At 67.7% G+C, this 23,966-nt stretch carries 16 protein-coding genes; 7 read left to right on the plus strand and 9 right to left on the minus strand.

Going from position 1 to position 23,966, the window contains the following annotated elements; all coding sequences use genetic code 11:
- Positions 1 to 85: 85 nt before the first annotated feature.
- The 3 genes from cysD to J7500_RS06970 are packed head-to-tail and all read left to right on the plus strand — an operon-like array spanning position 86 to position 3,686.
- A complete protein-coding gene (gene cysD / locus J7500_RS06960; RefSeq protein ID WP_294060905.1) occupies positions 86 to 1,048 on the plus strand; it encodes a sulfate adenylyltransferase subunit CysD in 963 nt (320 codons plus the stop codon).
- Positions 1,048 to 2,964: a sulfate adenylyltransferase subunit CysN gene (gene cysN, locus J7500_RS06965; RefSeq protein WP_294060906.1), complete on the plus strand. Its 1,917-nt coding sequence runs from the start codon at positions 1,048 to 1,050 to the stop codon at positions 2,962 to 2,964. The genes cysD and cysN overlap by 1 nt, the downstream gene beginning before the upstream one ends.
- Positions 2,961 to 3,686, plus strand: coding sequence for a 3'(2'),5'-bisphosphate nucleotidase CysQ (locus tag J7500_RS06970; RefSeq protein ID WP_294060908.1), 726 nt, complete (start codon positions 2,961 to 2,963; stop codon positions 3,684 to 3,686). Before cysN ends, J7500_RS06970 begins: the two co-directional genes overlap by 4 nt.
- A 184-nt stretch (positions 3,687 to 3,870) precedes the next feature.
- Here J7500_RS06970 and J7500_RS06975 read toward each other — a convergent pair whose 3' ends face one another.
- Positions 3,871 to 6,639 carry a TonB-dependent receptor gene (locus J7500_RS06975; protein WP_294060910.1) on the minus strand — a complete coding sequence of 923 codons (2,769 nt, stop codon included), beginning with the start codon at positions 6,637 to 6,639 and terminating at the stop codon, positions 3,871 to 3,873.
- Between the two features lie 169 nt (positions 6,640 to 6,808).
- Here J7500_RS06975 and J7500_RS06980 point away from each other — a divergent pair, with 169 nt between their 5' ends.
- From J7500_RS06980 to J7500_RS06990, 3 genes are all read left to right on the plus strand, one after another.
- Positions 6,809 to 7,690, plus strand: a complete 882-nt coding sequence (locus J7500_RS06980) for a CoA ester lyase (protein ID WP_294060911.1) — start codon at positions 6,809 to 6,811, stop codon at positions 7,688 to 7,690.
- 65 nt (positions 7,691 to 7,755) lie between these two features.
- A complete protein-coding gene (locus J7500_RS06985; RefSeq protein ID WP_294060912.1) occupies positions 7,756 to 9,900 on the plus strand; it encodes a PAS domain S-box protein in 2,145 nt (714 codons plus the stop codon).
- Positions 9,900 to 10,259 (plus strand): response regulator, encoded by a 360-nt coding sequence (locus J7500_RS06990; protein WP_294060913.1) that lies wholly within the window; start codon positions 9,900 to 9,902, stop codon positions 10,257 to 10,259. The genes J7500_RS06985 and J7500_RS06990 overlap by 1 nt, the downstream gene beginning before the upstream one ends.
- Here J7500_RS06990 and J7500_RS06995 read toward each other — a convergent pair.
- The 6 genes from J7500_RS06995 to J7500_RS07020 form a co-directional block, all read right to left on the minus strand.
- A complete protein-coding gene (locus J7500_RS06995; protein ID WP_294060914.1) occupies positions 10,246 to 10,803 on the minus strand; it encodes a hypothetical protein in 558 nt (185 codons plus the stop codon). The genes J7500_RS06990 and J7500_RS06995 overlap by 14 nt on opposite strands.
- A 103-nt stretch (positions 10,804 to 10,906) precedes the next feature.
- Positions 10,907 to 13,624: a pitrilysin family protein gene (locus tag J7500_RS07000; RefSeq protein WP_294060916.1), complete on the minus strand. Its 2,718-nt coding sequence runs from the start codon at positions 13,622 to 13,624 to the stop codon at positions 10,907 to 10,909.
- 58 nt (positions 13,625 to 13,682) lie between these two features.
- Positions 13,683 to 17,132 carry a TonB-dependent receptor gene (locus tag J7500_RS07005; protein ID WP_294060917.1) on the minus strand — a complete coding sequence of 1,150 codons (3,450 nt, stop codon included), beginning with the start codon at positions 17,130 to 17,132 and terminating at the stop codon, positions 13,683 to 13,685.
- Positions 17,133 to 17,238: 106 nt separating this feature from the next.
- Positions 17,239 to 18,192, minus strand: a complete 954-nt coding sequence (locus J7500_RS07010) for a FecR domain-containing protein (RefSeq protein WP_294060918.1) — start codon at positions 18,190 to 18,192, stop codon at positions 17,239 to 17,241.
- Entirely contained in the window at positions 18,186 to 18,662 is a 477-nt protein-coding gene (locus J7500_RS07015; RefSeq protein ID WP_294060919.1) for an RNA polymerase sigma factor, read from the minus strand. Before J7500_RS07015 ends, J7500_RS07010 begins: the two co-directional genes overlap by 7 nt.
- 82 nt (positions 18,663 to 18,744) lie before the next feature.
- Positions 18,745 to 18,975 (minus strand): hypothetical protein, encoded by a 231-nt coding sequence (locus J7500_RS07020; protein ID WP_294060920.1) that lies wholly within the window; start codon positions 18,973 to 18,975, stop codon positions 18,745 to 18,747.
- 117 nt (positions 18,976 to 19,092) lie between these two features.
- Between J7500_RS07020 and J7500_RS07025 the strand changes: the two genes are divergently transcribed.
- Positions 19,093 to 19,515 (plus strand): NUDIX domain-containing protein, encoded by a 423-nt coding sequence (locus J7500_RS07025; RefSeq protein ID WP_294060922.1) that lies wholly within the window; start codon positions 19,093 to 19,095, stop codon positions 19,513 to 19,515.
- On the opposite strand, the gene pelA is transcribed toward J7500_RS07025, so the two are convergent.
- Positions 19,512 to 20,804 (minus strand): pectate lyase, encoded by a 1,293-nt coding sequence (gene pelA / locus J7500_RS07030; RefSeq protein WP_294060923.1) that lies wholly within the window; start codon positions 20,802 to 20,804, stop codon positions 19,512 to 19,514. The genes J7500_RS07025 and pelA overlap by 4 nt on opposite strands.
- The gene (locus tag J7500_RS07035; protein WP_294060924.1) at positions 20,804 to 23,926 is read right to left on the minus strand and encodes a sugar-binding domain-containing protein; all 3,123 of its coding nucleotides are present in this window, start codon (positions 23,924 to 23,926) and stop codon (positions 20,804 to 20,806) included. Before J7500_RS07035 ends, pelA begins: the two co-directional genes overlap by 1 nt.
- Positions 23,927 to 23,966: the final 40 nt, after the last annotated feature.

Consider the following 23,966-nt stretch of genomic DNA (forward strand, 5'->3'; position numbering starts at 1 on the left):
AGGTTGGACACCCCCTGCACGTGGTATTTGCCGATAAACATTTCCTAGATCGTCGGAATGGCCGTGCGTATCTAGATCGCTCGCCATGCTGCACCCCAACACCATTGCCGGCGAGCGGAAAGGTTCGGCGGCGGCGGGCGACACTGCCCCCGCCCCCCTCACCCATCTCCAGCGGCTCGAGGCCGAGAGCATCCACATCCTGCGCGAAGTGGTGGCCGAGGCCGAGCGGCCGGTGATGCTCTATTCGGTCGGCAAGGACAGCGCGGTGATGCTGCACCTCGCCAAGAAGGCCTTCTACCCCGCGCCGCCGCCCTTCCCGCTCCTCCATGTCGACACGACCTGGAAGTTCCGGGCGATGTACGACCTGCGCGACAAGGCCGCCGCGGACGCGGGCATGGAGCTGCTCGTCCACCGCAACCCCGAGGCCTTGCGCCAAGGCATCAATCCCTTTGACCATGGCAGCCTCCACACCGACATGTGGAAGACCGAGGGACTCAAGCAGGCGCTCGACCATTATGGCTTCGACGCGGCCTTCGGCGGCGCGCGGCGCGACGAGGAGAAGAGCCGCGCCAAGGAGCGCGTGTTCAGCTTCCGCACGGCCTCGCATCGGTGGGACCCCAAGAACCAGCGCCCCGAGCTCTGGCACCTGTACAACGCCCGCAAGCACAAGGGCGAGAGCATGCGGGTGTTCCCGATCTCGAACTGGACCGAGCTCGACATCTGGCAATACATTCTCGCCGAAGGCATCGAGATCGTGCCGCTCTACTTCGCCGCGCCGCGGCCGACGGTCGAGCGTGACGGGTTGATCCTGATGGTCGACGACGAGCGCTTCCGGCTCCGCCCCGGCGAGACTCCGGTCGAGCGCTCGATCCGCTTTCGTACGCTCGGCTGCTATCCGCTGACCGGCGCCGTGGAGAGCGAGGCCGGTACGCTCGAGGCCGTGATCCAGGAGATGCTGCTCACCACCACCAGCGAACGCCAGGGCCGTGCGATCGACCACGACCAGGCGGCGAGCATGGAGAAGAAGAAGCAGGAGGGGTATTTCTGATGACCTCCTCTTACCGCCCCGATGCGCTGATCGCGTCGGACATCTCCGCCTATCTCGCGCTCCATCAGAACAAGTCGCTGCTGCGTTTCATCACCTGCGGATCGGTCGACGACGGCAAGTCGACGCTGATCGGGCGTCTGCTCTACGATTCGAAGATGATCTTCGAGGACCAGCTCTCGGCACTAGAGGCCGACAGCCGGCGCGTGGGGACGCAGGGCGGCGAGATCGACTTCGCGCTGCTGGTCGACGGGCTCGCCGCCGAGCGCGAGCAGGGCATCACAATCGACGTCGCCTATCGCTTCTTCGCGACCGAGAAGCGCAAGTTCATCGTCGCCGACACCCCCGGCCACGAGCAGTACACGCGCAACATGGTGACCGGCGCCTCGACCGCCGACCTGGCCGTGATCCTGATCGACGCGCGCAAGGGCGTGCTCACCCAGACGCGGCGCCACTCCTATCTCGCGCACCTGATCGGCATCCGCCACATCGTGCTCGCGGTGAACAAGATGGACCTGATCGGCTATGATCAGGCCGCGTTCGACGCGATCGTCGCCGATTACCGCGCCTTCGCCGACGAGATCGGGATCGCGGAATTCACTGCCATTCCGTTGTCGGGGCTGAAGGGCGACAATATCGCCGCGAGCAGCGACGCCATGCCCTGGTATTCGGGGCCGACGCTGATCGAGCATCTGGAGACGGTCGAGGTCGACACCGACGCCGATCGCACCAAACCGTTCCGCCTGCCGGTGCAATGGGTCAACCGGCCGAACCTCGACTTCCGCGGCTTTGCCGGGATGATCTCGAGCGGCACCGTGCGGCCCGGCGACGCAGTGCGCATCCTGCCTTCGGGCCGGACCACGACCGTTTCGCGGATCGTCGCGTTCGGCGGCGACCGAGAGCAGGCCGTCGCGGGTGAATCGGTGACGATCACGCTGGCCGACGAAGTCGATTGTTCGCGCGGCGACGTGATCGCCGCGGCCGACGCGCCGCCGCAGGCCGCCGACCAGTTCCGCGCCACCATCGTCTGGATGGACCCGGGAGAACTGCTCCCCGGCCGCGCCTATTGGCTCAAGCTCGGCACGCAGACGGTGAGCGCAGTGGTGCGCGAGCCCGAGCACACGATCGACGTCAACACGCTGACCAAGGCGCCCGCCAAGACGCTGGCGCTCAACGACATCGGCGTCGCCGAAGTCGCAACCGACCGCGCGCTGGTATTCGAGCCCTATGCCGACAGCCACGATCTCGGCGGCTTCATCCTGATCGACAAGGCGAGCAACGCGACGGTTGCGGCGGGCATGCTCGACCATGCGCTGCGCCGGGCGCAGAACGTCCACTGGCAGGCGATCGAGATCACCCGCGAGGCGCATGCCGCGCAGAAGGGCCAACAGCCCAAGCTGCTTTGGTTCACCGGCCTTTCGGGATCGGGCAAGTCGACGATCGCCAATCTGGTCGAGAAGCGACTGCACGCCATGGGCAAGCACAGCTTCCTGCTCGACGGCGACAATATCCGCCACGGATTGAACCGCGATCTGGGCTTCACCGATGCCGATCGCGTCGAGAACATCCGCCGTGTGGGCGAAGTCGCGCGGCTGATGACCGACGCGGGGCTGATCGTGCTCACTGCCTTCATCTCGCCCTTCCGCGCCGAGCGCGAGCTGGTGCGCGCGATGCTGCCCGAGGGCGAGTTCTTCGAAATCTTCGTCGACACGCCGATCGAGCTCGCCGAGGCGCGCGACCCCAAGGGACTGTATCGCAAGGCACGCGCAGGCGAGATCGCCAACTTCACCGGCATCTCGAGCCCGTACGAGCGGCCCGAAAAGCCCGAGATCCGAGTCGACACGACGCGCGAGACGCCCGAAGAAGCGGCCGAGCGGATCGTGGAGACCATCATGGGAACGTGGAGCCCGGTGATTTGACCGACGCAGCGCTGGCGCGGGAGATCGCGCAAGAGGCGGGCGCGCTGCTCCTCGCCATCCAGTCCGACGGTGCCGACGGTGCGCGCGGCGACCGCGAGGCCAATGCGCTGATCATCGAGCGGCTGCGCGCCGCGCGGCCCGAGGACGCGATCCTTTCGGAGGAATCGGCCGACGACCTGAGCCGGCTCGAGCAGCGGCGCGTGTGGATCGTCGATCCGCTCGACGGGACGCGCGAGTTCGCCGAAGGCCGCAGCGATTGGGCGGTGCATGTCGCGCTGGCGATCGACGGCGTCCCCGCGGTCGGCGCAGTCGCGCTGCCGGGGCTCGGCGTCACGCTGGCGACCGACGCCCCTCCCCCGCTCGCCGCGCCGCACGATCCGCCGAGGATGCTGGTGAGCCGCACGCGCCCGAGCCAGCTCTGCGAGAACGTGATCGAGCGGATCGGCGCCGAGTCGCTCGGCATGGGATCGGCGGGCGCGAAGGCGATGGCAGTGGTGCGCGGCGAGGCCGAGATCTACCTGCACAGCGGCGGCCAGCACCAATGGGACAATTGCGCGCCCGCCGCGGTGGCGCTGGCGGCGGGGCTGCACGCCTCGCGGATCGACGGCAGCCCGCTCGTCTACAACCAGCGCTCGACCAGCATCCCCGATCTGTTGATCTGTCGGAAGGAGTTGGCGGGCACGGTGCTCACCGCCGTCGCCGGGTGTGGCGAGGCGGGTTAGGCGATAGGCGCGCCTGTTGCTCCTCTCCCTGAAAGGGAGGGGTTGGGGTTGGTGCGCGCGTCGGCGCGCTCAAAAGACTCAATAGCGATCCGATGAACAGCGGCGGACGAGGCATCGAGCCCCGCCTGTCGCTACATCCACCCCCTTGCCCCTCCCTTTCAGGGAGGGGAAATCAGTCTCGGGCTCAGAACCGCACGCGGACGCCGCCGTTGACGCGCCGGCCGAAGGTTTCGATGATCGTGCGCCGGTAGATGCTGTTGGCATTCTCCGCGCGCACGGCGTTGAACAGGTTCACGCCTTCGAGGAACAGCGAGACATTGTCGTTGAGCTTGAGGCCGGCCGAGGCGTCCCACTGGCCATAGGCCTCGCCGAACTCGGGGTTGTTGCCGCGCCCGCGCGACGTGATCAGATATTTGGAGCGCCAGTTGTACGAGATGCGCGCGTTGAACACGCTGTCCTCGTAGAAGCCCGAAAGGTTGTAGCTGTGCCGCGACAGGCCCGGGAAGCTCAGCGGCCCGCCGGTGAAGACGTCGCGGTCAGCATAGCCCGAGTCCTTCGAATAGGTGTAGTTGGCGATCACGCCCAAGTGGCTGAGCGGCCCCGGCAGGAAATCGAGCACATATTGGCCGCCGACCTCGACGCCGTTGATCGTCACCTTGCTCGTGCCGTTCACCGGCACCGTCACCGTATAGGTGGTGCCGCTGTTCGGATCGACGTAAGCCTCGCTGCCGTTCTGGATGAACGAGCTGATTTCCTTGCGGAAATAAGTCGCGGAGAGATAGCCGGTGCGGTTCGGATAATATTCGATGCCCAGATCATACTGGCGCGCGCGATAGGGCTCGAGGCCCGGGTTGCCGCGCGATCCGGTGAGCCCCACCGCGTCGAGCGCGAACCGCGGCGCGAGCTGCGCCGGCGACGGGCGTGCCAGCACTTCGGTGGCGGTCGCGCGTAGCTGGAGCTTGTTGGGGATGATCTGCGCCTTGAGGTTCAGCGAGGGCAGGAATTCGGTGTAGTGCCCCTCGAAGGAGACCGGCGTCACCGTGCCCGACTGCACCTGGAAGCCATCCGAAGTGGTGCGCGTGTCCACCACGCGCGCGCCGATCACGCCGCTCACCACGACGCCGAGGTCTGCCTCGAACGCCGCCTGGGCGTAGCCGGCGAAATTCTTCTCGGTCACTTCCCAAGTGTCGAGCGGCACCGGGTTGACGAAGGGATCGGGGATGCCGACCGCGTCGGCGACTTCCATACCGAGGTTGAGCCAGCGCTCGATGCCGCCGTCGAACCCGCGGTTCGCACCGCGGAAGAAGTCGTGGTCGCCGAGCGTGGCGTTCGCGCCGACCAGGTCCCGGATCTGCTGGGTGAGCTGCGCCGGCGGCACGGTAGAGACCGTGACGTTGGTGCTGACGCCGGTCGCGTAGGTGTTGTCGAGCGTGACTCCGTTATAGCCGTTCAGCGTCGTCGACCGATCGAAATAGCGGCTGTCGGCAGTGAGCTCGCGGCGCTGGACGCCGGCCTTCAGCGAGGTGAACAACCCACCTTCAGGCTTGAACTCGGCATCGAGCTTGAGATCGACTTCCTCCTGGTCGTTGTAGCGAGGGCGGCGCAGCACGATGAGCTGGTTGAGGCCTGCGGTCGTGGTCTGGTCGATCGGCAGGGTGATGTTGGGGGCCTGCTGATCATTGTCATAGTCGATCGTCAGCGACGAGATGCCGAGCGCCGCTGCAGTGGCGTTGATCTCGTTGTTGTAGGCGCGCGACTTGGCATAGCCGGCGCGGGCCTGCAGCGTCAGCCGGCCGACCGTATAATCGACGCCGGCCTGGCCGTTGAAGGTGTTGCGGTCCTGCGTGCCGAGGATGTTGCGATAGCTCGCCGAGAGGCCGTTCGGCGCTGCAAGGACGCCGTTGAAGGTGACGGTCGAGACGGTGTCGTCGGGGCCGATGGTCGTACGGGTGCGATCGACGCCGCCATCGACGACGTTCTGCACGGTACCGAGCTGGAGGAACTGGCTGTCGAGCGTCAGCCGCGATCGCGTGTAGGTGCCCTCGAGGAAGGCGCGGAAATTGTCATCGGGGCGATATTCGATGATGCCATTGATCGCGCCGCGCTTGGTCGACTCGCGGTTGATGATCGGGCGCGGGATGTCCGGGTAGAAATCGCCCGAGCCGTCGCCGTTCAGATCGAGCGCCTGCATGCCGGCCGTAGCGGGATCGGCATCGATCTGGCGCCAGCCGGTGGTGCGGAGCTGGTCGTACCAGAGGCTGCGCTGCTCATAGGTGGCGGAGACGAGGACACCGATCGTGTCGTTGGCGAAGAGCTTGCTGCCGATCAGCGCGAACTTGGGGTCGAGCCGGTCGGAGAGGGTGCCGTAGATGCCCTGCGCCGATCCGGCGATGAAGGAGCCCTTGCTGTCGAACGGCCGGCGCGTGATGATCCGAACGGTGCCGCCAAGGCCGCCCTCGGTCATGTCCGGGGTGGCCGATTTCACTACCTCGACCCGCGAGACGAATTCGACGGGGAGGTCGCGGAATTCGACTGCGCGCGAGCTGCCGACGACGGTGGAGAGGGCGGTCTGACCGTTGATCTCGACGCGGTTGAGCGCCGGCTCGGCGCCGCGGATCGAAATGTTCTGCCCCTCGCCCGCGGCGCGCGTGATCTGCACGCCGGTGACGCGCTGGAGCGCCTCGCCGATGTTCTTGTCGGGGAACTTGCCGATGTCCTCGGCCGAGATCGCGTCGAGCACCTGCGCCGAGGTGCGCTTGGCGTTCTGCGCATTGGCAAGGCTCTGACGGATGCCGGTGACGACGATCTCGCCGTCTTCGGCCTGCGGAGCGGCCGCGGGAGCCTCCGTTTCAGGCTGGGGCTGAGTCTGGGCTTGCGCCCCGGTTGCCAGCACCAGTGCGAGCGTCGCGATGCTCGAAGTCTGCGCCCATTCCCTCACACGTCCAGCGACCATTGGATATCCTCCCAACTCGTACAACCGCGCCCGTTGGCGTCGGGAGGTACAGGATAGCGCGTGCAGCGAACTTAACAAGTAGGATGCGCTCTCATAATATGAGATATTCTGCACGCTTTACCCCCGCGCGGCCGGTCCTTAAGCCTGAGGCCGAAAACAGGAGGATGTCTTGACCGAGCCGCTCGTTGCGCGATCGCTGCTGTTCGCCCCCGGGGATTCCGAGCGCAAGCTGGCCAAGGCCGGCGCGAGCGGCGCCGATCTGGTGCTGCTCGACCTGGAGGACGCGGTCGCCGAGGCGAGCAAGGGCGAGGCACGTCGGCTGGTCGCCGAGCACCTACGCGGCACCGAGCGCGCGCAGCCGCAATGGGTGCGGATCAATCCGCTCGGCAGCGGCCATGCGCTCGCCGACCTGGCCGCGGTGGTGCCGGCGCGACCGGACGGGATCATGCTGCCCAAGGCTACGCGCGCCGAGGCGGAACGGCTCCACCATTATCTGACCGCGCTCGAGGCCGCGGCGGGGCTACCGCAAGGCGGCATCCGCACCATCGCCATTGCCACCGAAACGGCGCCCGCGCTGTTCGGGTTGGGCGAATACGCCGGCTGTCCGCGCCTCGCCGCGCTCACCTGGGGCGCGGAGGACAGCGCGACGGCGCTAGGCGCGACCGACAACCGCGACGAGAACGGCGAGTACGACTTCCCCTACCAGCTCTTCCGCGCGCTCTGCCTCGCCGGTGCGGCGGCAGCGCAGGTGACGCCGATCGAGACGATCCATGGCGATTTCCGCGACCTGGCAGGGCTGGAAAAAGTGGCGGTGCGGGCGCGGCGCGCGGGCTTCCGCGGCATGATGGCGATCCACCCGGACCAGGTGCCGGTGATCAACCGCGCTTTCTCCCCAAGCGAGGCCGAGATCGCGCATGCCGAACGGATCGTCGCCGCCTTTGCCGCCAATCCGGGCGCAGGCACGATCGGGCTCGACGGCGCGATGCTCGACATGCCCCACCTCAAGCGCGCCCAGGCGTTGCTCGCGTTGCGACGCTTTGACGCAAGTTAGTTGATTCAGAGAAGGTTGCGGCTAGGGTTTCGAACCCGATCGATGCCCAGGGGGGCCAGTATTCAATGATCGAAGCGCAGGCTGCAGACGAGACGCTTCCAGTCGGGGAGGATGAATTCCGCCTCATCGCGGACAGCGCCCCCGTTGCGGTCTGGGTGACGCGGCTCGATCGCACACGCAGCTTCGTCAACCGGGCCTATGTCGAGTTCCTGGGCGTTCCCTATGACGAGGCGCTGCGCTTCGACTGGCGGCAGATCATTCATCCCGACGACGCAACGCGGATCATCGCGGAATCGGTCGCGGGCGAGGCCAGCCTCCAGACCTTCGAGCTCGAAGGACGCTATCGCCGATCGGACGGCAAGTGGCGCTGGCTCCACTCGACCTCGGCGCCGCGGCGCGACGCGCAGGGCCGGCACAGCGGCTTCATCGGGGTGGCGCACGACATCACCGACGCCAAGGAAGCCGAACTTTCGCTGCGCGAGCGCGAAGCCCAGCTCTCCGGCTTCATCAACCAGGCGACCGCCGGCTTCGGCCAAGTCGATCTCGACGGCCGCTTCACGCTGGTCAACGACCGGTTCTGCGAGATCGCCGGCTGGAGCCGCGAAGAGCTGATGCGGAAGCGGATGCAGGACATCACGCATCCTGAGGACCTGGTCGCCAACATCCCGCTGTTCGAGCGCGCGGTGCGAGAGGGCACGCCCTACACGCACGAGAAGCGCTACATCCGCAAGGACGGCAGCATCGTGTGGGTCAACAATTCGGTCTCCGTGATCCGCCGCCCCGACGGCGAGCCGTTCGGCGTGCTGGCGGTCGCGCTCGACGTCACCCAGCGCCGCGAGGCCGAAGCACGGCTGCGCAAGAGCGAGGAATCGCTGCGCCTCGCGACCGAGAGTGCGGGCATGGCGACCTGGGAACTCGACCTCGAGACCATGACCGGGCAATGGTCGCCCAACCGCTTCGACCTGTTCGGGCTCAAGCGCAGCCCGGACTGCCGAGGCAGCTTCGAGGACTGGCTCGACCGCATCCATCCGCACGATCGCGAACGGGTGCGCCAAGCCGCCGAGCGCTGTTTCGAGCAGGGCGTGCCCTACACGATCGAGTATCGCATACTGCGCGCCGACACCGGCGAGGAGCGCTGGCTGCAGAGCCACGGCCGGCGCATCGACTATGACGACCGGCGGCCGAGCCGCTTCGTCGGCGTGTCGTTCGACATCACGGCCCGCAAGCGTGCCGAGGACGATCTGCGCGCCAGCGAGACGCGCTACCGTTCGATCTTCGAACAGGCCAACGACTTCCTGATCACCACCACTGTCGACCAGGTGATCACTTCGGTGAACCCCGCCGTGCTCGCCGCGCTCGGCTATAGCGAAGAGGAGCTCGTCGGGCATCACGTCCGCGAGTTCATGGACGCCGATCAATATGAGATCAGCCGCGCCGCGCTCCAGCAGAAGCTGGTCGAGGGCGGCACGACCCGCACCACGCTGTGCGTGCGCGCCCGCGACGGACGCGAGCTGATGTGGGAGATCAGCTCCTGGCTCAGCATGGACGAGCATGGCCGGCCGCAGGCGCTCCACGCCATCGGCCGCGACATGACCGAGGCCAAGCGCTCCGAGGCGCATCTGCGGCTGCTGATCGACGAGCTCAACCACCGCGTGAAGAACATGCTCGCGATCGTCCAGGGAATCGCCCAGCAGAGCTTCAAGGGCGAGGTCGACCCCGCGGCCGCGCGGCGCGCGTTCGAAGGGCGGCTCGCGGCGCTCTCCAACGCGCACAATCTGCTGACGCGGGAGCATTGGGGCGCGGTCTCGATGACGCAGATCATCGAGGATGCCGTCGCGCCGCACGGCGGCGACAGTGGGCGGTTCCAGCTGGAGGGTCCCGACCTGTCGATCCAACCCAAGACCGCGATCAGCCTTGCGCTCGCGATCCACGAACTGGCGACCAACGCCGTCAAGCACGGCGCGCTGTCGCGGCCCGAGGGGCGCGTGCGCATCCACTGGACGCGCAGCGGCGCCGACGGCGCGTCGCGCCTCTCGCTGGCCTGGGAGGAGCACGGCGGGCCCGAGGTCGAGGCACCAAGCCGCCGCGGTTTCGGCACGCGCATGATCGAGCGCGGACTGGCAGCCGAGCTCGCCGGCACGGTCAAGATCGACTTCCGGCGCGAAGGGCTGGTCTGCACGGTCGAGGCGCCGCTGCCGGAGGGGGCGTGATGGGCGCGATCGCAGGCAAGCGCGTGCTCCTGGTCGAGGACGAGCCGATCGTCGCGATGGCGCTTGAGGACATGCTCGACGCACTCGGCTGCACGGTGCTGGGTCCGGCCACCCGTCTGGCGGAGGGAGTCGCTCTGGCCGAAGGCGAGCCGATCGACGCCGCGATCCTCGACATCAACCTGATGGGCGATACGAGCACGCCAATCGCCGACGTGCTGCGGCTGCGCGACGTGCCTTTCGCCTTCGCCAGCGGATACGGCACCGTCCCGGAGGGCTATGAGGAAGCCCCGCTGATCGAGAAGCCCTATCGCGAGCAGGACGTCGCGGCGGTGCTCGAAGTGCTGCTCAGCCGCGGCTGAAGGTCCAGCGGCTTGGGCCGCTCGCCAGCAACAGCTTCTGCCCCTGGAAAGTCATCGCATAGCGCTCGGTGGCGGCGGCGATCGTGCCGCTTCCCTGCTTTCCGCACGACGAGCGCCAGCTCTCGGTGCCGCCGCTGATCGCGAAAAGGAGCTGGCCCGGCTCCAACTGCACGTTGCCCTGCTTGTGCTGCACCGTCGTGCGCGTGCAGCCGCCGCTCTCGGCATGGCGGCGCGTGATCGTCCAGTCGAAGCGGCCATCCTGCCCGATCACCAGCGTCATCGATCGCGCGACGTCCATCGGCACCGGCTCGGTCACGATCGCGGTGCGAGTCATCGAGCCATAGCCGACCGATCCGCCGAGGCTCGTACCTGCGCCGACACCGAAATTGGGCTGGAGCTTGATCCGCGGCACGAGCACCAGCTCCTTGCCCTGGCTCGACTGCGACCACCGGCCAGCGAAGGGCGCAGTCGTGGCCGGGGCGTTCGCCAGGGCAAGTCCGCTCGTCGCCACGGCAAGGAGGGCAGATCCGGTCTTGAGCAGCATCGGGCAGGTCTCCTTCGGAGGCGCGCCTCTGGCCAGCGATCAGGCGGCGCGCACCGACGCTGCGACGAACCCCGCCCTCGGATCGGCCAACCGCGCTCTTCGGTCAGCGGAGCCGGCGGCCCTCGGCGTCCCAGACCTCGACATTGCCCCAGCCGAGCCCGCGCACCTTCTGCTCGATCTTGGCGAGGTCGCCGACCACCACCCAGGTGAGCGCGTCCGGCCTGAGCGTGTGCGCCGCGGCGGTGACCGTCTCGGGCCGGATCCGCGCGTAGCGGTCCGGCAGGCCGGTGACATAGTCATAGGGCCGCCCGAGCCGGTCGGTCGCCTGGAGATAGCCGACCATCGCCTGGTTGGTCTCGAACTGGCCGGGAAGCGAGAGCACCTCGCCCTTGGTCAGCAGCTCGATCTCGCGGGGCTCGACGGGCCGGTCGGCCCCGATCGCGCGAACCTCCGTGGCGATCTCGGCCAGCGCGTCGGCGGTCTTGTCGGTCTGGATGCTGGTCGCGATGCCGAACACCTGCGGCCCGCGCGCTTCGTCGACATAGGAGTTGGCGCCATAGGTCCAGCCCTTGCCTTCGCGCAGATTCATGTTGAGGCGGGCGGTGAAGCCCCCGCCCAGCAAGTCGTTCATCGCGTGCAGATCGAAATCGTGGGCGTCCGATGCGGGCGGGGCGACCTGGCCGACGCGGATCACCGACTGCGAAGCGCCGGGCTTGTCGACCAGGATGATCCGAGCGGTGGCTGCTGCGGGAACGGCGTCGAGCGTCTTGCTCCCCTTGGCGCGTGCTGGCGCCTTCCAGTCGCCGAATGCCTTTTCGAGCGCGGCGAGCAGTACGGGAAGCTCCACGTCGCCCGCGGCATGGATCACCGCATTGTCCGGGCGGATCCAGCTTTCGTGGAAGGCGACCACATCGTCGCGCGTGATCGATCGCAGCGCGTCGGCACGCCCGGCGAGGCTGGTGCCATAGGCATGGTCCGGGCCGTAGAGGAGATTGGTGAAGACGCGCTGGGCGATGTCGTTGGGATCGGACAGCGACTGCTGCAGCCCCGACAGATGCAGCGCCCGTTCGCGCTCCAGGTCAGCGGGTCGGAAGCCGGGGTTGCGGATATAGTCCGCCCAGAGCGCGATCGATTCCGGCAGCTTCCGGGTAAGCGCGGAGAGCGCGAAGTCGGTGGTGTCGGAGCTGCCGCTCGCCCACATGCGCGCGCCGAGCATTGCCTGACGCTCGGCGAACTGGCGATCGTCGAGCGTGCGGGTGCCGTCGTCCATCAACCCGAGCGTGAAGCCGCCCAGCTCGCGCTTGAAATGCTGCTCGGCGGCGCTGCCCGCGTCGAAGGCCATCGCCAGGTCGATGGTGGGCGTGCCCGGCCGGCGCGTGAAGCGCACGCGGATGCCGTTCGAGAGTTTCGCCTCTTGCAGCTCGGGAAGCTTGAGCGCCGGGCTGGGTCCGAGCGGCGGAATCTTGGTGCGATCCGCGGCGTCGACGGTCGCGCTGTGCGCGCCGTAAGGCAGGACGGTGAGCTGGTACGCCGGTTTCGCGAGCCATGCGCCCGCGGCGCTGCGGACCTCCGCTGCGGTTACCGCGGCGAAGCGACGATCGTCCTCGGCATAGAGGCCGGGATTGCCGTCCTTGAGCGCGCCGTCGGACAGCGCCATGGCGCGGACGAACAGCGACTCCATCGCCCGGACCGAATCGCCATAGGCGGTGACCTTGGTCCGCTCGAGCTCGGCCGCGGTCGGGCCCTTTTCCAGGAAGCTGCGCAGCACTTCGGCGACGGCCGCCTCGGCGCGCGCCGGATCGACGCCGTCCTTCAACCGCACGTCGATGGTGAAGGTGCCGGCGACCGCCGAGCCCGCATAGCTGGCCGAGGCATAGGTCGCGATCTGCTGCTCCTGGACCAGTGCCTGGTTCAGCCGCGAGGTCTTGCCGCGGCCGAGGATCTGCGCGGCCATCCGGAGCGCCGGCGCCTCGGGCGTGCCGCGCCCGGGCACCGCCCAGCTCCGCGCGACCGCTGCCTGGGGCACGTTGTCGCGCATCACTTCGCGCTTCTCGCGATCGAGCGCGGGTACCCAGGCGGTGACCCGGCTGACCGGCGGGCCGGCGGCGACGCTGCCGAAATATTTCCCCGCCAGCGCCTTCGCCTGCGCCGCCGTCACGTCGCCGGTCAGCGTCAGCACGGCGTTGCCCGCGCCATAATAGTCGCGGAACCAGTCCTTCACGTCCTCGAGCGAGGCGGCGTTCAGATCCTCCATCGAGCCGATGACGGGGTGATGATAGGGGTGGCCGATCGGGAAGAGCGCGGCGGCCGCGCGCTGGTCCATCAGCGCATAGGGCTGGCCCTCGCGCGTGCGCTTCTCGTTCTGGACCACGGCGCGCTGCTCGTCGAGCTTCGCCTGCGTAACGGCGCCCAGCAGATACCCCATGCGATCGGATTCGAGCCACAGCACCCGCTCGAGCCCGCCGGTGGGCACGACTTCGTAGTAATAGGTCTGATCGGACGCCGTGGCACCGTTGACCGCCGACACACCGACTTCCTGCAGCGGCGGCATATATTCCTTGTCGTGGTGCTCCGAGCCGTTGAACATCAGGTGCTCGAACAGATGCGCGAAACCCGACTTGCCCTGGGGCTCGTTCATCGAGCCGACGTGGTACCAGACCGCGACGGCGACCTTCGGGGTCTTGTGATCCTCGTGCACCACCACGCGCAGCCCGTTGGGCAGCACGAATTGCTCATAGGGAATGGCTTCCTGCGCTGCGACGGGCGTGGCGAGGCAAGTGGCGGCGGCGAGGGCCGCCTTGAGCAGCCGGGAATGGGACATCGGATTTCCTGGAGAAAACCGCCGGCTCCCGCGCGGGGAGCCGGCGAGGTTGGGTCGATCAGAAGCTGGCGGAGGCGCCAAGCTTGAACTTGCGGCCGCCGAGATAGGTGGCGCTCAGATAATTGCCGCCGATGAGCGACTGGACGTCGGGGGTGCCGGTGCCCTTGAGCAGGTCTGAGCCCTCCAGATAGACGCGGAACCTACGGGCCCTGTCGATGTAATATTCGGCACGCAGATCGAGCGTCTGGACGCCCTTGTCATAGACCGACAGCCCGCGAGGATAGAAATTGTTCAGCTTGCGCGACTGGAAGCTGTAGGCGAGCGTCGCGTCGACTCCGTACTTGTTGTAGGTGAGCGCGACCGTTCCCGAATGCTTGGGCTGCTGATTGAACGGAATGCCCGAGAATTCGTAGATATTGTCCTCGCCGGGGGGCGCATAGGCCCAGCTGTACTGCTGCCAGCGCGAGCTGTGGGTGTAGGTGTAGTTGGCGAAGATGCCCAGTCCGCTGAACGCCCCCGGCAGGAAGTCGAACTGGCGCTCGACCTGACCCTCGACGCCCCAAAGCTCGGCCTTGTGCTCGCTGTTGATCGGCGAGCCGCCGTTGATGAAGACATTCTCCGGATGCGCCGGATCGAAATAGGGCGCGCCCTGGAAATAGGGGTGATCGGGCAGCGTCAGATTGGCCAGGTTGGCCGGGCCGTTGGTCTGGGTGGCCTGGAGCAGATTGTTGATCCGCTTATAGAAGGCGCTGAGCTTGATGATGCCGATCTTGTGGTAATATTCGGCGCTCACGTCGAAGTTGTGCGTGACCGCGGGCTTGAGGTTGGGATTGCCCGAATTGATCTGCAGGACCGGCTTGACGCCTTCGGGCCCGGGAATCGGGAAGTTGATGAAGGTGATTTTCGTCTGCTGCGACAAGTCGTTGATCTGCGGCCGGGCGACCGAGAGGAAATAGCCGCCGCGGAAGATCAGATTGTCGCTCTCGCGATAGTTGAACAGCACGCGCGGCAGGAAATCCTCGGCGGTCGCCTTCTCGGTGACCAGCTTGCTGAACTCGTTCTGGAAGTTCAGGTCGGGACCGATTCCGGTCCCGTCCAGCCACGGGCCGATATAGGTCGGGAAGTTGAGGTTGGTCGCCTGGAGGTCGGTGCGGTTGTAGCGCACGCCGCCGATCACCTCGAGCTTGCCGAATTGCAACCGGGCCTGGACATAGGCGGCGTAATTGTCCTCCCGGGTGTTCTGCTCGTTCTGCCCTTCGGCGGGCGCGATGGGCATCAGCACCAGGTCGGTCGTGGCGATGTAGTTGTTGATGTTGTCGAGGAAGCCGATCAGCGTGCTCTCGCTCATCGCCGTGAAGTTTGCGCCCCGCACGCCGATCCGACCGAGATCGGTCGGCTCGAAGGGCAGGCCGAGCGCCGCCACAGTCACGTCACCGCCGAACTGGGTGCGCACCAGATCATGCCTGAACTCGGTCCGCTCGTAGCGCGCGCCGAGCTCCAGATATTTGAAGAACCCGGCGTCGAGGTCCCAGCGCAGGCTGACATCGGCGGTGTAGCGGTCGTTGCTGCCCGCAGTGGTGTCGATCTGCCCCGTGCCGGTGTCGATCGTGTAGCGTGACGGATCATTGACCAGCGCCCAGCCGGCATCGCTCAGCAGCGGAAGCGGGATGCCGTCGCCGGCGCGCCGGCCGAAGGGCGAGACGATGTAGCCGAGCGTCGCATCGGTCGCGCCCGGCTGGAAATAGCCCGGCTGCGCAAGGCTGTCGGGCATGCGCAGGTCGAGCGTGGTGTAGCGGCCCTGCGTCTCGCTGCCATGCGCATAGCCCGCGAGATAATTGAGAGTCAGCTTGCCGAACGTCGACTTGCCGTTGAAGCTGTAGGTGTCGGTGACCGACTTGGCGTTCGGGTTGTAGCCATAGACCTGCTCCCGCTGCAGCGCGAGGAACTCGGGGTCCGGCGCCGCGGTCGGATCGGCAGGATCTGGCGTCCAGAACGGCAGGTGCAGCGCCGCGATCGCCTGGCCGCCGGGCACGTCCGAATAGATGCTCCCCGCGCCGAAGACGTCGGTCATCCAATAGGAGGTGCGGTCCGCCTCGGCGTGCTGGAAATCGAACTTGAGGTTGGTCTGGCTGTCGATCTGCCATTCGGCCGAGAGCGTCGCGGCCAGCGTCGACTGCTTCACATGGTTGAAGCTCGTGTCGAGCTTGACGACGTAGGCACCGTCGTCGCCCTCGATATAGGGAAAGGTCGCGAGCGGATCGACGGCGTCCCCCGATTCCAGCGTCGGCGTGCCGTCGGGCGCGTCGGGCAGGAACGCGCCGAACTTGGTCGACGTGCCGTAGGAGATGTTGCGCACCGAGTGGCGGCGGTACTGGACCGAGGCGCTGAGCCCGAAATTGTCCTGCGCGCCGAATTTGCCCGCCACGGTCCCCGAGACCAGGAAGTCGCGGTTGAATCCCTTGCCGGCGAGCCCGCCCTCGACCTGCACCGCGGCATAGCGGCGCGGCCGGTTGAGCGGCGACAGCGTCTCGATCTCGATCAGGCCGCCGGTGCCGGCGCTGTCCTGGTTGGGCATCAGGCTCTTGTGGATCGTGATCTTGCTCACCGAATCCGCGAGCAGGTTGCTGAGGTCGGCCGAACGCCCCATGCCGTTGCCCACCGGCAGTTGCAGGCCGTTGAGCTTGACGTTGTTCATGTCCGGATCGAGGCCGCGGACGATCACGTTGGTGCCGTCGCCGGTCGTCCCGTCGCGCTGGAACGAGACGCCGGGCGCGCGGCGCAGCGCGTCGGAAAAGGTCGTGCCGGTGAAATGGCCGAGATCGTCGGCCGAGATCACGTCGGAATTGTTTTCGGCGGTGCGCTGCAGGTTGAGCGCGTTGGCGCGCGCGCTGAGCGATCCGTAGACGACGATCTCGGCCGGGGTGCTCGCCCCCTCGCCCATCGACAGCTCGACACGCGCATCCGAGCCGCGCCGCACCTCGACGGTCTGGCTGACCGGCTCAAAGCCGAGAAAGGTGATCTCGAGCGTGTAGGTGCCGACGGGCACCGACGGGAAGCGGAAGTTTCCCAGGTCATCGGCAGTGGTGGTCTGCCCCGTCTCGCGGATGCGTACCAGCGCACCGGCGACGTTGCGGCTGCCGTCCTCCTGGCTCACCTGTCCAGAGATCGAGCCGGTGCCGCTGCGTTCGACCGGTGCCTCCTGGCCTCGCCCTACCACGAATGACCCCCCGCTCGTCACCGAAAGCGTGAGCCCCGATCCGCGCAGCAGCGTCTGGTACGCGGTGCGGGCCTCGTACTGGCCGTGGAGCGCGGGCGCGGAGCGGCCCTGCACGGCATCGGGCGAGAAGACGACGTTCGATCCGGTGCGTTCGGCAACCGCGCGCAGCGACTTGTCGAGCGACTGCGCCGGGAGATCGAAGGAATAGCGTACCTGGGCGTGCGCGATCGGCGCGACGAAAACCCAGGCGGCAGTGGCAACAAGTGCGGAAAGCGTAGTTTTAGCGACCATCGATCCCCCTCTGGGGACCGCACCGGTGCCGCCCCTCAGCCTCCTAGACGATGCTGCAGCGCAAAACCGACACGAGCGAGTAACAAAAATTTCATGGCGCCCTAGCTCAACGCACGATCCGAAGCTGATCGCCGCTCTGCACGACACGAAGGCTATGCAGCGCCGCGACTGCCTGGGCGAATTCCCCGGTGTCGTTGGTCGCAAATACGCCCGACACGCGCAGCGACGCCAGCCGCGGGTCCTCGATCGCGACGTGCTGCCCGCCATAGCGGTTCATCTCGGCGACCGCGGCGGAAAGCGGCGTGTCGCTGAACACCGCCTGGCCGCGCCGCCATGCAGTGACTGCCTCGATCGCCGGTCGATCGATCGTAGCGGGGTGGTCGGGTCCAGCAGTGAGCCGCTCGCCGGGGGTGAGCACCGTAGGCTTGATCGCCTCGGCGCGACGGCCGGCGCGCAGATCGGTGATCGAGACCTTGCCGGTAACCAGCGTCACCACCACGCCCTCGGGCGCGTAGCGGACCGAGAAGCTGGTGCCGAGCGCGCGCACCTGCTTGTTGCCTGCCTCGACGATGAACGGGCGCACGCGGTTGTGCGCAACTTCGAAGAACGCCTCGCCATGATCCAGCCGAATCCGACGAACATTGGGGGCGTAGCGCACTTCCACCTTGGTATCGGTGTTGAGCGCGATCCGGCTGCCGTCGTCGAGCGTCGCCACAGTCTGCTCGCCGACGCGCGTCGAATAGGCATCGGGCGCGCGCTGCACCCACCAGGCCACGCCGACGCTGAGCAGGAGCAGGATCGATGCGGCGAGCGCCAGCACGCGGTGGTCCCGCTTCGGCGCATGACGAGCCGCTGGGGTCGAAAGGCCGCGGCTGGCCGCAGCGCCGGGCAGGATCGACCAGATCTCGTTGGCCCGCTCGAATGCGTCCTCATGCGCGGGATCCGCGCACAGCCAGGCGCGCAGTGCGCCCTCGGTCGCCTCGGTACGCGAGGGCGACTGGAGCCGCGCCACCCACGCAGCTGCTTCGGCATCCGCCGATCGCTCCCGCCGGCTCACCATTCCGCCATCCACTGCATGAGTTGCAGCGTCGCGCGGGCGACCTGCTTCTCGACCGCGGCTACGGACATGCCCTCGGCCGCCGCAATCTCCGCATAGGAGAGCCCTTCCAGCCGGCGCTGGAGCAGGATGCGGCGGGTGCGCTCGGGAAGCTGCGCCAGCCCTTCGCCGGCATGGCGCAGCCGCGCCTGCTGCTCGACCACTTCGGCGGGATCGGGCGTCATGTCGGCGATAGAATGTACGTCCGCGCCGTCGACGAAGGGTGCGCGCGCCCGGCGGCGGGTGCGGTCGATCGACAGGTTGACCGCCGCCGTGACGAGCAGCGCCTCGCGCGAGCGCGCTTCGTGGCGGCGCTCATATTGCTCGATCTTCAGGAAAGCGTCCTGCACCAGCTCGTCTGCATCCTCTTCGGAGACTCCGCGCCGAAGCACTGCCCGTCTGGCTTTGGCCAGCATCTCAGCAAGGCTCGGCATGCGGTCCGGGTCTCCTTCACTCCCTAGACGAACTGGAACGCCAGGACCGACATTTGCAAGATATGTTTGTTGGAACGCCCCGCTATTTTGGCTTGGGCTCCCGCTCGCTGGCAGCGAATTCGGCGACGATGTCGGTGAAGCCGTCGGTGTCGACTTCGGCGAACGGATCCTCCTCGCCGGTCATCGGGATGCCGTCGGGTTCGCGCCCGGCCAGCGCATCTACGCGCCCCTCCTTCTCCGGCGGCTGCTGCCGGTCGCGGGCGAGCGTCTCTCGCTCGTCTTGCTTGCGTTCGTTGCCCGGGGTCTCGCGCATGGGACGTCTCCTGTCCTGAATCGAACGAGCCGATCGCCGCCGCGTTCCGGGCCGCTTTCGTACTGCCAAGCAAAGCGATCGTGACGCGGGGCCGCGAGCGGTGGAGAGAGCGCGGCCATGGCAAACCAGACAGTCTTCACCGAGCCGAGAGTCGGATGCGGCGCCGCGATCATCGTCGATGGCCGCATCCTGCTGATGCAGCGGAAGACCGCCCCCGAAGCCGGATGCTGGGGCCTGCCCGGCGGCAAGATCGAACTGTTCGAGACGGCGCCCGCGGCGGTCCGGCGCGAGGTGCGCGAGGAGCTGGGCGTGGACATCGAGCCCCTGGACCTGCTCTGTTTCGTCGACCAGATCGACGCCGCGACCGGCACGCACTGGGTCGCGCCGGTCTATCTGGTCGAGCGGATCGGCGGCAAGCCCGCGATCCTCGAGCCCGAGAAGCACGGCGGGCTCGGCTGGTTCGCCCTCGACGACCTGCCGGCCGAGCTCACTTGCGCCACCGTTGCCGCCGTCGAAGCCTGGCGGCGCAGGCGCGCCTAGCGCGCGGCCCTGCCCGCATCATAGGCCTGAATCACCCGCCCCGGCCCCGCGCCGAACCAGCTGTACCCATTGCGACGCTCGAGGCTGACGGCGTTGACATCGGTCTGGATCGACCGGTCGCGGTCGCCGAAGATCGGGCGCATCGTCGCAATGTCGTAGAAGCGTGCCCAAATCGGCCCTGCGCCAGGCCGTGCCACCAGCCTGCGGCCTTCCGCGGGCGTGGTCGAGGTCCATGCCATGTCGCGGATCGCGACACTGCGCAGCCAGGCGATGCCCGCTTCGATCGCAGCGTCGACGCGTGGGGAGCGCTCCGGGAGGCGCATCAGCAGCGCGAGCAGCCCGGCGCTTTCGTTGCTGGAGAGCGACGTCGGCTCGAAATTGCGCGCACCCGCCGGGGCGAGCGTCAGCATGTCGTGCTGCTGCCCCCAGCCGGTCCGCTTGCCACCCACCACGACCTGGGTCGCGAGGATCACGTCGACTGCGCAATCGACCGCGGTCTTGGCCTGGGCTGCGACCTCCGCCGGCACGAAGCCATAATCGCCCTGCCGCCGCGAGACGTCGAGCAGCAGCCCGATCACGTCGGCCATCGCGTCGTCGTTGAAGGTGATCGCGTCGTGGTAGCCGCCCTCGACCGGATAGATCTGCGGCCAGCCGCCGTTGGGATATTGCGCTGCGAGCAGATAGCGCACGCCGCGCAGGAAGGCCTGGCGATAGGCCTCCCCCTGCGCACCCGGCCACGCCTGCTGCGCGCGGGCGAGGAAGCGCATCTCCGTGGTCGTCGCGCCATTGTCGATCGTGCCGACATAGACCCATTTAGCGTCGCGCGCCTGGATGTCGCCCTTGGCCATCGGCGGCAGATGCTCGACGATGACGTAATGCTGGCGCCTGGCGCGGGGCGGCCCGCTGCGGTCCTGGTTCTTGCCCCAGCCGCCCGCCGGGGTCTGGAAGCTGACGATATTGTCTGCGATGCGGCGTGCCTCCTCGCCTGCGTACCAGCTCGCCTGGCGATCGAGCGGCATGGTGCGCGTGCTGCCCTCGGGCGGCGGCGCCGGGATCGCCGCGGCAGCAAGGCCTGCGCGCTCGGCGGCGAGCGCTGCCTGGTCCGCCTGCATCTGCGCGCGCGATCTGCGGAGATAGGCGAGCCAGGGCCCGCGCTCGGTCGCCGGAAGCGTGGCGATCCGCGCCTCGGTGAGTGGTTCGGCGGGAGTCATGTGGCCGATCGCCTGCGCGACCGCGGGGGCGCTCGCCCCGATGCAGACGGCAACGGCCGCCAAGCCAAGCATACGCATCAACGCTCTCCCCTTCCCGATCCATCGCCCTCGGCGAGCCAATGGACTGCATTTTCCAGAAACCGCCGCTGCAGCGGCGCTACCATGTCCGGCAGGCGGTGGACGAGCACGCGCATGCCCCGGCTGCGCGCGATCAGCGTCGCGGCGCCGTTCCTGCGATCATGGTCGCGGCTGTAGGCGGCGAGGATCTCGACGCCCTCGCCATCGACCAGCAACCCGTTGGAGGGTTGCCCCTCTATCTGGTGGAGCACGCTCGTCGCCTGGTCCGCCGGAATGCCGCCGAATAGCGCGTGCGCGCGCAGGTAATTCCAATTGCCCATCCAGGGGGCGCGGAGGTTGCCGACCTGCCCTTCATAAGCGAACAGCCCGAGCGCCGAGAGCTGGCGCGCTACGCCGTCCGCGAGGCCGTCCTCGGGCACCATCGCAAGCAATGGCGTGCCTGCTTTCACTGCGGCGAGCACGGCGGGCGGCAGCTCGCCCAGCACCAGCTCGGGTTTGTCGGCCTTCCCCGGCTGCGCCTCGAGCCCGGTCTGCTCGCCGATCTGGCGCCGCGCGATCTCGTCGGCCTTGAGCCCCGAGGCGATGATGCCGTCGTAGCGGCGGCCGGCGACGAAATCCTCGAAGACCGCGCCGTCCACGACCTCGAGCTGGCGGCGGAACGACTGGGCCACACCCGATAGCGCGATCCGCGGCGTGCGCCGAGCGCCCCGGCCGGGGCCGACCACCCAGAATTCGCGCTCGAACGCTGCGTCCGAGTGCGCCGAATGGACGAAGCGGACGCGCCAGGCGCCGGCCCTGTCGAACGCCGGAAGCGCCACCTGCTCGGCGAGCAGATAGCGGAAGACATCGGCCTCATGCGCGGGCACCGCATAGCTGCCTACGGCGCGCGCGCCGCCGTCAGGGTCGATCAGCGAGAGGCTGAGCCCGCCCGGCGCCGGTACACCGGTGTCATTGAACAGATAAAGGTCGAGCAGCGCTCGCTCGCCGAGCGCATAGACCAGCCGCCGCTGCTTGGCGCAGGGCCGCACCGGCGCCAGGCTGCGGCGGACGATCTCGGGATCGGCCTTGAAGTGGCGGAGATTGTCGACGATCCCCGAATGGTTCTCGATCGCAGTGCTCTCCCACCCGCTGATCGCCGCTACGTCCACCTCGTCGCCGATGCGGATGTTCTCGTGGTAATTCTCCCACGCCTCATAGCATTTGCGGCCGATCGAGAGGTACAGCGCCTCGGCGGTCGGGAAGGCCTTGCGGAAACCCCATTTGTCGAGGAACGCCTCGGTCTCGCGCAGGATCGCGCGGTGATCCTCGATGTCGTAGGACTTGCCGCCGCGCGCCTCGATCTCGGCGACCATCTTCGCGTGATTGTCCGCGACCGCGCAGCCCTGCATCTCGCCGAACTCGACGATGAAGGGCTTGCCCGTCTGGCGATGGATATACGCGTCCTTCGACTGGTAGAATTTGTCGTACCACTGGTCGCCGGCGCCCTGGTGATTGACCCACCAGCCGCCCCATTGCTCGACGTCCGAGCGGTAATAATGATCGCTGTAGGGCAGGTACATTGCCTGCGCCGCGCCGCGCTGGACGAAGCCGTCGTTGAGGATCACCGTCCGGCTCGGGTCGGTGTCATGGACCGCCTTCAATATCCGCTGCACGTCGGGATTGGCGAGGTTGGCGCCGATCTCGTTCTGGATCGTGTACTGGATCAGGCTGGGGTTGGAGCGGAAGGTCCGCGCCATGGCGACGCATTTGGCGACCATGAAGTCGCGGCTGAAGCGGTCGGCGGGCGAGAGCTGCTCGCCGGGCTTGAGGTCGCGACCGATGCCATGGCGGCCCCCCCCGGGCTCCATCACGCGCAGCAGGCCCATGCGGTTCTGCGCGGCGAAGACCTCCTCCTTGCCGACGTTGCGATGGAAGTGAAGGCAGTTGAGCCCCAGCGCCTTGGCCGAGGTCACTTCGCGCTCGGCCAGCTCGCGCGTCGGCCACAGGCCGTTGTAGCCCCAATAGCCCCAGGAGATTGCCGAATAGAGCTTCACCCGCCGCCCGTTGAGGCGGAGCAGCGCGTTGGTGCCGACGCCCTCGGGCGCGAACCAGCGGAAGCCGAACTCGACGCTCCGCTCGTCGGCGCCCCAGCCGAAGCGCAGCCGGTACAGGACGGGCGTCGCGAGGTCCCACAATTGCGCATCAGCGGCGCGCACGCGGAAGACGACGGTCGCGACATTGCCGTCGAGCCGCAACGTCTCGAGCTTGACCGACGCGGGTTGCGCCCTTTCCCTGCCGTCGAGCAGCGCCAGCGTGGCGCGGCGGCGCAGCGCCTCGATGCTCCGCGGCGGCGCGGCGAAGACGACTTCCATGTGCGCGGTCACTTCGCGCGGATCGGGGGTGTTGAGCACCCAGGCGTCGCGGATATGCGCGTCGAGCGGATGCGCGCTCAGCGTCATCCCACGATCGATCCCGCCGAACCCGTGCGAGGCGAACAACTTTACGACGCCCCACATCATCGTAGTAGAATCCCGCCAGTCGAATCGGCCGCCGGGGTTGGTGATACGGATCGCCAGCCGGTTGGGCGCGCCGGGGCGCATCGCATCGGTCAGGTCGCAGTGGATCGGCAGCTCCGACATGATCGAATAGCCGACGAGCTTCTCGTTGAAAAATATCTCCGCCCGAAGCCGCGCGCCGCGGATGTGGAGGAACAGGCGCTTGCCCTTGGCCGAGGCGGGCACGTCGATCTCGCGATACCACCAGGAGACGCCGCGATACGCGCCGTTCTGCGGCACCGGATCGTCCGCCGCGTAGCGATATTCGTCGCCGGTATAGGGGCGCTGGCCGAAGGCGCCCCAACAATGCTCCTCGACCGTTGTGGGGAGCGTCACCGGCAGCGCGGCGGCCTTCCACAGCGCGTCCCAACCCCCTGTCGGCGGGTTGATCGGCAGCGCCGCGAGATCGACCTCGGCGGGCAGATAGATGCGGTCGTTTTCATAGGCGGCGTCGCGATCGATCCACAGCCCCCAACCTTCATCGGGGATCTCACCCAGGACCGGAGCCGCGTGGGTCGACGGAATGAACGAAGCGGCGAGACCCACCCCCGTCGCCGCGATAAAGCCGCGGCGGCTCAACTGATGCATGCATTCCCCTCCTGAACGGCTGCCGGGTTGCTCCCGGGTT

This window comes from Sphingomonas sp., assembly GCF_017744835.1.
In the GTDB taxonomy this organism is placed as follows: Bacteria; Pseudomonadota; Alphaproteobacteria; order Sphingomonadales; family Sphingomonadaceae; genus Sphingomonas.

Coding starts and splice junctions, on each gene's coding strand:
- cysD (WP_294060905.1), top strand. CDS start 86: ATGCTGCACCCCAACACCATTGCCGGCGAGCGGAAAGGTTCGGCGGCG.
- cysN (WP_294060906.1), top strand. CDS start 1,048: ATGACCTCCTCTTACCGCCCCGATGCGCTGATCGCGTCGGACATCTCC.
- J7500_RS06975 (WP_294060910.1), bottom strand. CDS start 6,639: ATGGTCGCTGGACGTGTGAGGGAATGGGCGCAGACTTCGAGCATCGCG.
- J7500_RS06985 (WP_294060912.1), top strand. CDS start 7,756: ATGATCGAAGCGCAGGCTGCAGACGAGACGCTTCCAGTCGGGGAGGAT.
- J7500_RS06990 (WP_294060913.1), top strand. CDS start 9,900: ATGGGCGCGATCGCAGGCAAGCGCGTGCTCCTGGTCGAGGACGAGCCG.
- J7500_RS06995 (WP_294060914.1), bottom strand. CDS start 10,803: ATGCTGCTCAAGACCGGATCTGCCCTCCTTGCCGTGGCGACGAGCGGA.
- J7500_RS07000 (WP_294060916.1), bottom strand. CDS start 13,624: ATGTCCCATTCCCGGCTGCTCAAGGCGGCCCTCGCCGCCGCCACTTGC.
- J7500_RS07005 (WP_294060917.1), bottom strand. CDS start 17,132: ATGGTCGCTAAAACTACGCTTTCCGCACTTGTTGCCACTGCCGCCTGG.
- J7500_RS07010 (WP_294060918.1), bottom strand. CDS start 18,192: ATGGTGAGCCGGCGGGAGCGATCGGCGGATGCCGAAGCAGCTGCGTGG.
- J7500_RS07015 (WP_294060919.1), bottom strand. CDS start 18,662: ATGCCGAGCCTTGCTGAGATGCTGGCCAAAGCCAGACGGGCAGTGCTT.
- J7500_RS07020 (WP_294060920.1), bottom strand. CDS start 18,975: ATGCGCGAGACCCCGGGCAACGAACGCAAGCAAGACGAGCGAGAGACG.
- J7500_RS07025 (WP_294060922.1), top strand. CDS start 19,093: ATGGCAAACCAGACAGTCTTCACCGAGCCGAGAGTCGGATGCGGCGCC.
- pelA (WP_294060923.1), bottom strand. CDS start 20,804: ATGCGTATGCTTGGCTTGGCGGCCGTTGCCGTCTGCATCGGGGCGAGC.
- J7500_RS07035 (WP_294060924.1), bottom strand. CDS start 23,926: ATGCATCAGTTGAGCCGCCGCGGCTTTATCGCGGCGACGGGGGTGGGT.